Raw genomic sequence first — 7,737 nt, forward strand, 5'->3', positions numbered from 1 at the left:
GTGATGTCGGCGCCGGCGAAGAAGGTGCGGCCGTCGCAGCGGATCACCACCGCCTTGATGCCGTCGTCGGCGGCGGCTTCCTTGATCCCGGCTTCGAGGCCCTGACGGACCGCGGCGCCGAGGGCGTTGACGGGCGGGTTGTCGCTGATGATGACGAGGACGTCGTCATGGCGTTCGGTGCGGATCGGGCTGGTCATCTCTTGTCTCCTTACGGGTTCCTGCTTGCGCAGGACCACCGGTGGTTCAGGTAAGCGCGGAATAGATCATCGTCTTCAGTTCGCGGCGGATCGGGTAGACGCTGGACGGGCTCATCTGGGTCATGAACACCATCGTCAACCGCTCCACGGGATCGATGAAGAAGGCGGTCGAGAACATTCCGCCCCAGTAATATTCGCCGGCCGAGCCGGGCACCATCGACCGCGCGACGTCTATGTTGATCGCGAAGCCGAGCCCGAAGCCGGTGCCGGCATTGGCCGCCTCGCTGAACAGCGACTTTGACATCTGCGACAGATCGCTGCCGCCGGGCAGGTGGTTGCGGGTCATCAGGTCGATGGTCTTGCGACCGAGGATCCGCGCGCCGTCGAGCTCGCCGCCGTTCAGGCACATCGCGGTGAAGCGATGATAGTCGAGCGCGGTCGACACCAGCCCGCCGCCACCCGACAGCAATTTAGGCGCGCGGCTCCATGCGCTCGCCTCGCCGCGATCGTACATGATGCGGCCCTTGCCGGGTACGAAGGTGTAGCAGTCGGTCAGCCGATCGAGCTTGTCGGCCGGCACTTGAAAGAAGGTATCTTCCATCTTCAGCGGTGCGAAGATGCGGTCGCGGAAGAAGAAGTCGAGGGTCTGGCCCGAGACCCGCTCGACCACCGCGCCGAGCACGTCGGTGGAGACCGAGTAGTTCCAGGCGGAACCGGGGGTGAATTCGAGCGGCAGCTTGCCGAGCGCGGCGACGAAGCCCTGCAGGTCGAGCCCGCCGTGCCAGTTCTCCATCTTCGATTCGCGATAAGCGGCGTCGATGTTGGTGCGGTTTTGGAAGCCGTAGGTGAGACCCGAGGTGTGGCGAAGGAGGTCGACCATCCGCATCGGCTCGGCGGTAGCCTTGGTCAGGAACGGCACGCCGCCGCCACCGCCATTGTAGACGCCGAGACCCTTGAACTCGGGCAGGACGTGGTGGACCGGAGTATCGACCGCGACCAGCCCCTGTTCGACCAGCATCATGAACGCGACCGAGGTGATCGGCTTGGTCATGCTGGCGATGCGGAACAGCGAGGCCTCGTCGATCGGCGCGCCGCCTTCGCGTGCGGTGCCGGTGCTCGACAGATGGACGATCTCGCCGTCGCGGGCGACCAGCAGCTGGGCGTTAGGGAGCTTGCCCGAATCGACGTAGCGCTCCTTCACGAACGTCTCGACCGCGGCGAGGCGGCGGGAGTCGAAGCCGTGGCTCTCCGGTGCTGCGACTGTCATGGTCACTTCCATACCCCCAATTCGAACTCGCCTGCTCCTATTGCCTTGAGCGCAGCTTGAATCAACAGTAACCTGATCTCAAAAGAGCAAATAGCCGTACCCGATCATCAAGCCAGTGAGGATGCATCTTGGCCAGCGAACCGCTTATCGCCCTTCCCGAAAACTGGCCCGTGATGTCGATCGCGCAGGCGCATGCGATGCTCACCGCGCCCGGCACCAAGTTCGAGATGGAGACGATCGATATCCGTGGCGTGTCGACTCGCGTGTGGAAGAATGCGCCGCCGACGCTACGGTTTCTGATCGAAGCGAGCCGCGGGCATGGCGCGCAGCTGTTCACGATCTACGAGGACGAGCGGGTCAGCTACGAGGCGACGTACCGCGCAGTGGCGACGTTGGCGGCGCGGCTGGTGGCGTTGGGGGTCGGCAAGGGCGACCGTGTAGCGCTGGCGATGCGCAACCTGCCCGAATGGCCGGTGGCTTTCTTCGCGGCCACCGCGATCGGCGCGATCATGGTGCCGCTCAACGCGTGGTGGACCGGCGGCGAGCTGGAATATGGCCTGGCCGATTCGGGGTCCAAGATCCTGATCGTCGATGCGGAGCGGCATGCACGGCTGCGCGAGCAATATGCGCGGTTGCCGGCGCTGGAGCAGGTGCTGGTGTCTCGCGCCGCCGAGCCGCTCGACGGGATCGCCAGCCGGCTGGAGGATGTGATCGGGACGCCGCACGATTGGGGGACGCTGCCCGAGACGGTGCTGCCCGCGGTCGATCTGGTGACCGACGACGACGCGACGATCTTCTACACCAGCGGCACCACCGGCGCGCCGAAGGGGGCGCTAGGCACGCACCGCAACCTGATGACCAATATCCTGTCGGGTGGCTATGCAGGAGCGCGATCGTTCCTGCGGCGCGGCGAGGCGCCGCCCGAGCCGACCCCGCGGGTCGGGTTGACGGTGATCCCGCTGTTCCACGTCACCGCGTGCAGCGCGAGCATGATGGGGACGATCGCGACCGGCAGCACGATGGTGTTCATGCGCAAATGGGACACCGTTCGCGCGATGGAGATCATCGAGCGCGAGAAGGTCAATCTGACGGGCGGCGTGCCGACGATCGCGTGGCAACTGCTCGAACATCCCGACCGTGACAAGTACGACCTGTCGAGCCTGGAGGCGATCGCATACGGCGGCGCGCCTTCCGCGCCCGAGCTGGTCAAGCGCATCTACACCGAATTCGGCGCGCTGCCCGGCAATGGTTGGGGAATGACCGAGACGATGGCGACGGTGACGTCGCATTCGTCGGAAGATTACCTCAACCGGCCGACCAGCGCGGGACCACCCGTCGCGGTCGCCGACCTAAAGATCGTCGCGGAAGACGGGGTCACGGAACTGCCGGTCGGCGAGATCGGCGAGCTGTGGGCGCGCGGACCGATGATCGTGAAAGGCTATTGGAACAAGCCCGAGGAAACCGCGGCGACCTTCGTCGACGGCTGGGTGCGGACCGGGGACCTCGCGCGGCTGGATGAAGAGGGCTTCTGCTACGTGGTCGATCGCGCCAAGGACATGGTGATCCGCGGCGGCGAGAACATCTATTCGACCGAGGTCGAGAACGTCCTCTACGCGCATCCCGCGGTGACCGACTGCGCGCTGATCGGCCTGCCGCACCGGACGCTGGGCGAAGAACCCGCGGCGGTGGTGCACCTCTGCCCGGGATGCGAGGCGAGCGAGGCGGAGTTGCAAGCTTGGGTCCGCGAGCGGCTCGCGGTCTTCAAGACGCCGGTCGCGATCCGCTTCGTGCCGGAGACGCTGCCGCGAAATGCGAACGGCAAGATCCTGAAGAAGGATCTGAAGGCGTTGTTCGAGGATCGGGTGGGCGTGGCTGCTTAGCGAGCGGGAGGGGGGTGCGAGGGTGGTGGCTAGCTCCCTTCCTTCCTACCACGCCGGCGGAGGCCGGGGCCCAGGTTCGAGCGGATCGTGACTGCGGCCGCCGCTTCTTCACTATGGCTTTCCCAACTGGGCCCCGGCCTTCGCCGGGTGGCGGGCGGTGGTAGTGGCGTCGTTCCGCACTTTCGATCGGTCCGGCCCGAGCAGCCATTCACCGCGGCGTTAACTTTTCGTTAACCAAAGGCTTGCACTTCTCGTTAATGGGCTGAGACCAAGCCCTTAGCGACGACCCAAGCCTTAGGATTAACGACGATGCGTCGTGCTGCGCCTCTGCTCGCCTGTACTATGCTCGGTCTGGGCGGATGTGCGTCGAAACCGGAGGCGCCGCCCCCGGCGGTGGTTTCTTCAGCCGTGACGGTCGGCAGCGAGCCGACCGCGTGGGACGTGACGGCGAGCGTGGCGGACAAGCAGCGGATCGCGGCGTTGCCCGCAACCTGGGCAAAGGCGCGGGCGGCGGTGCCGCGGCGGCTGGCCGCGAAGCTGAAGGGCGAGGGGGCACTGGTCGATCCGGCCGCGGCGCTGGAGGCGCCCACGCTGCCGCCGGGGCCCTATCATTGCCGGCTGGTGCGGTTCGGCGGCCGGGCGGGGTTCGCGAGCTACGCACCAGACTTCTGCTATGTCGAGGTCGAGAAGGACAGCCTCGCCTTCACCAAGCAAACCGGGACCAATCTGCCGGTCGGCTGGCTGTTCCCCGACACCGATCGTCGGCAGATCTTCATCGGATCGTTCAAGCGGCCGGGCGAGGACGCCGCGCCGGCCTATGGCGAAAACCCGGCACAGGATGTCGCCGGCGTGGTCGAACGTGTCGCGCCGTTCCGCTGGCGGCTGGTGCTGACGCAGGCTGGCAAGGGCGCGACGCTCGACATCTACGAGCTCGTGCCGGTGACGCCGCTGGTACCGGGTGCCAAGCCCGCGGTGCCCGCGCCCGAGGGCTGACCGTCAGCCGGCGAGCGCGACGACCGAGTCGACCGCCGCCTTCCATCCCGCGAGCCGGGTGTCGCGGACCTCGGCCGTCATCGCGGGTTCGAAGGTCTCCAGCTCGCCGCGCATCGCCGCCGCGGCATCGAGGTCCTCGAACCAGCCGGCCCCGATCCCGGCGAGCATCGCGGCGCCGAGCGCGGTCGTCTCGGCGAATTTCGGGCGCTCTACGGTCAGCCCGAGCATGTCGGCGAGGTCCTGCGCGATCCAGTCGTTGGCGACCATGCCGCCGTCGATCCGCAGCGTGCGCCAATCCTGTCCGTCCGCGGCGAAGGCGGTCTTCAGATCGTGCGCCTGGTGCGCCATCGCCTCGAGCGCGGCACGCGCCACATGTGCCTTGCCACTGGCGAAGCTGAGCCCCGAGATCGCACCGCGCGCATTCGGCTCCCACCACGGCGCGCCGAGGCCGCTGAGCGCGGGGACGAGGAAGACCCCGCCATTGTCGGGAACGCTGCGCGCCAGTCCTTCGGTATCCTTGGCGGCGGCGATCAGGCCGAGCGAGTCCCGTAGCCATTGGACGAGGCTGCCGGCGACGAACACCGATCCTTCGAGCGCGTAGCTGCGGATGCCGCCGAGTTGCACCGCGATCGTCGACAGGAGGCGGCGATCCGATCGCGGCTGCGTGGCGCCGGCATGGGTGAGGATGAAGGCGCCGGTGCCGAAGGTCGCCTTGGTCTCGCCGGGCGCGGTGCAGGCCTGGCCGATCGAGGCGGCCTGCTGGTCGCCGGCGATGCCGCAGATCGGGATCGACCCGCCGAACGCGCGGGTGGTGCCGAACGCGCCCGCAGAGTCGACGATCTCGGGCAGCGCGGCGCGGGGGACGTCGAACAACGCGATCATCTCGTCGTCCCAGGTCCCCGCGCCGATCGCCATCAGCGCGGTGCGGCTGGCGTTGGTCGCGTCGGTCAGGTGCGCACCGCCGGTCAGTTTCCAGATCAGCCAGCTGTCGATCGTGCCGACCGCGAGCCGATCGCCCGCCGCGGCCAGGTCCGGCCATTCGCGCATCGCCCAGCCGATTTTCGACGCGGAGAAATACGGGTCAAGCAAGAGCCCGGTGCGGGTCTGCACCAGCGGTTCGTGCCCGGCGTCGCGGAGCGCGGCGCAGTCGGCGGCGGTGCGCCGGTCCTGCCAGACGATCGCGGGCGCGAGCGGTTCCCCGGTGCGCTTGTCCCAGAACACGATGGTCTCGCGCTGGCTGGTGATCCCGATGCCCGCGATCCGATCCGCGCCGCCGGCCTGCGCGACCATCGCCGCAGTGACGCGCAGGGTCTTGCGCCAGATCTCAGCGGCGTCGTGCTCGACCCGGCCGGGGCGGGGGTAATGCTGGTCGAGCGGAGTGGCTTCGCTCGCGGCGCAGCGGCCGTCCGCCGTGAACAGCATCGCGCGGGTCGAGGTGGTGCCCTCGTCTATGACCAGGAGGTATTTATCCATGGCGGGAAGGTAGCGGGAACGAGGGACCGAGGCAAAATCGAGGCGGGTGGTTCTCGCGAAGGCGCGAAAGGGGTAAAGGAAGAGGGTTCGCGCGGAGACGCGGAGACGCGGAGGAAGAAGGGGTGAGTAGCCTGCGGCGCTGAACGACGTGCTGTGCGATCGGAGCCGTCCTCAAGCAACCCCTTTTACCAGTTTGAAGATTGTCCGTTTGGCGAGCCGTCCGTTCGCCACCCGCCGGTTCGCCCATTCACCCGTTCGCCTCGCGCATTCGATTGCACCACTCCACCGTTCGCCTCGAGTAGCTGTCGAGCTTGTCGAGACGGCGTATCGAGAGGTGCGTCTAATTGGGCAGTGTCTCTCGATACGGGCTCTCGACAAGCTCGATCCCTAGTCGAGACGAACGGATTGGGGGTGGGGTTGGGGTTGGGGTTGGCGTCGAGGCGGGGGTCAAGGGTCGGGATCGGCGTTGCTGGTGCGCAAAGCTGGGTTCCGAGCTTCTTTCATCGGCAACCTTCCGATCGCCCCCGACGGCAAAGCCCCGCCTTTCGCCGACCGTGGTTCCGCCCTACGCTGGCCCGATGGCTGACCTAGACGATTCCGAGCGGATGATGACGCCGGGCCTGCAGCCCGATCGTGAGGGTGCGTTCGGGTTGCCGATGGGGGTGGAGGCGGACGAGGCGATCCGGATCGCGCAGCGGCGGGATCGGTTGCTGGCGGCGTTGACGCTGATCGCGGGGATCGGGCTCGCGCTCGGACTGCCGTTCGCCCTGAAATCGGGCGCCGAGTTCTTCCTTCCGCTGACTGCCGCACTGGTGATTGCGATCGCGCTGGTGCCGGTGCTTGAATGGTTGGAGCGGCACCGCGTGCCGTCGCCGATCGCGGCGCTGTTCTGCGTGCTGGTGTTCCTGGTGATGGCCAATGTCGCGATCGCCGCGATCGTGGTGCCTGCGACCGATTTCTTCCGGCTGCTGCCATCGCGGATCAGCCGGATCCAGGAGAATCTGTCGCCGCTGCTGGACCTGTATTCGACGCTCGAGAAATCGGTGAACAAGATGCTGCGGCAGGTGGCGTCCTCTCCGCCGCCGCGCCCGCAGGCGACCGCGGTGGCACCGCCCACCTCGATCCTGGAGCTTGCCGCCACCTCTGCGCCGACGGTGATCGTGCAGTTCTTCTTCGGCGTGCTGATCGTGTTCTTCTTCCTGTCGGGATGGACCCGGCTGCGGCGGCGGACGATCACCGGGCGAACGAGCTTCGACGGGGCGATGGCGACCGCGCGGGTGATCCAGGACGTGGTCGACGACGTGTCGGCCTATCTGGGGACGATCACCGCGATCAACATCGCGCTGGGGCTGGTGATCGCGGGGGCGCTCCACCTCGTCGGCATGCCCTATCCGCTGATGTGGGGTGGGATCGCGGCGCTGCTCAACTACATCCCCTATTTCGGGCCGATCATTGCGGCGTTCCTGATGGCGCTGGGCGGGCTGATGACCTTTCCCGACATCTGGGTGGCGATGCTGCCGCCCGCGATCATGATCGGCTGCCATCTGGTCGAGGCCAATGCGATCACGCCGTTCGTGGTCGGGCACCGGCTGACGATCAATCCAATCCTGATCTTGGTGTCGCTGAGCTTCTGGGGCTGGGTGTGGGGGACCGCGGGGGCGCTGCTGGCGGTGCCGCTGCTGATCATCCTCCAGACCGTGCTGGGCGCGGCGGGCAAGCCGGACATCGCCGGGTTCCTGTTCGAACACGGCACGCTGGTCCAGCAACGCCGCGACCGGCGGCACCGCCGGAGCGATCCCGTCGACGAAGGTGGTTGAGGGCTGTTGACAGGGTGGGGTGGGTGCCATAGTGGGCGCGCCTCACGCTTTCCAAGCGGGTGTAGCTCAGTTGGTTAGAGCGCCGGCCTGTCACGCCGGAGGTCGCGGGT

The 7,737-nt window shown here is 67.3% G+C and carries 6 protein-coding genes; 3 read left to right on the top strand and 3 right to left on the bottom strand.

What is annotated here, in order from left to right; all coding sequences use genetic code 11:
- Together ACFE77_RS15355 and ACFE77_RS15360 are read right to left on the bottom strand one after the other, a co-directional pair.
- A partial coding sequence (locus tag ACFE77_RS15355) for an enoyl-CoA hydratase/isomerase family protein (protein WP_375422519.1) occupies positions 1–197 on the bottom strand: 197 nt, incomplete at its 3' end.
- Positions 198–243: 46 nt separating this feature from the next.
- Positions 244–1,476: a serine hydrolase domain-containing protein gene (locus tag ACFE77_RS15360; protein ID WP_375422520.1), complete on the bottom strand. Its 1,233-nt coding sequence runs from the start codon at positions 1,474–1,476 to the stop codon at positions 244–246.
- Between the two features lie 161 nt (positions 1,477–1,637).
- Between ACFE77_RS15360 and ACFE77_RS15365 the strand changes: the two genes are divergently transcribed.
- The gene (locus ACFE77_RS15365) at positions 1,638–3,344 is read left to right on the top strand and encodes a class I adenylate-forming enzyme family protein (RefSeq protein WP_375422524.1); all 1,707 of its coding nucleotides are present in this window, start codon (positions 1,638–1,640) and stop codon (positions 3,342–3,344) included.
- A 393-nt stretch (positions 3,345–3,737) separates the two neighbouring features.
- Positions 3,738–4,337, top strand: coding sequence for a DUF4893 domain-containing protein (locus tag ACFE77_RS15370; RefSeq protein ID WP_375422521.1), 600 nt, complete (start codon positions 3,738–3,740; stop codon positions 4,335–4,337).
- A gap of 3 nt (positions 4,338–4,340) precedes the next feature.
- On the opposite strand, the gene ACFE77_RS15375 is transcribed toward ACFE77_RS15370, so the two are convergent.
- Positions 4,341–5,810 carry an FGGY family carbohydrate kinase gene (locus ACFE77_RS15375; protein ID WP_375422522.1) on the bottom strand — a complete coding sequence of 490 codons (1,470 nt, stop codon included), beginning with the start codon at positions 5,808–5,810 and terminating at the stop codon, positions 4,341–4,343.
- A 578-nt stretch (positions 5,811–6,388) separates the two neighbouring features.
- On the opposite strand from ACFE77_RS15375, the gene ACFE77_RS15380 reads away from it, so the two are divergent.
- On the top strand, positions 6,389–7,627 hold the full coding sequence (locus ACFE77_RS15380; protein ID WP_375422523.1) for an AI-2E family transporter: 1,239 nt from the start codon (positions 6,389–6,391) through the stop codon (positions 7,625–7,627).
- Positions 7,628–7,737 lie beyond the last annotated feature (110 nt).

This window comes from uncultured Sphingomonas sp. (assembly GCF_964243315.1).
Classification (GTDB): domain Bacteria; phylum Pseudomonadota; class Alphaproteobacteria; order Sphingomonadales; family Sphingomonadaceae; genus Sphingomonas.

What these genes read in the sequence shown, in the direction of transcription:
- ACFE77_RS15360 (WP_375422520.1), bottom strand. Translation starts at nt 1,476, where the DNA reads ATGGAAGTGACCATGACAGTCGCAGCACCGGAGAGCCACGGCTTCGAC.
- ACFE77_RS15365 (WP_375422524.1), top strand. Translation starts at nt 1,638, where the DNA reads ATGTCGATCGCGCAGGCGCATGCGATGCTCACCGCGCCCGGCACCAAG.
- ACFE77_RS15375 (WP_375422522.1), bottom strand. Translation starts at nt 5,810, where the DNA reads ATGGATAAATACCTCCTGGTCATAGACGAGGGCACCACCTCGACCCGC.
- ACFE77_RS15380 (WP_375422523.1), top strand. Translation starts at nt 6,389, where the DNA reads ATGGCTGACCTAGACGATTCCGAGCGGATGATGACGCCGGGCCTGCAG.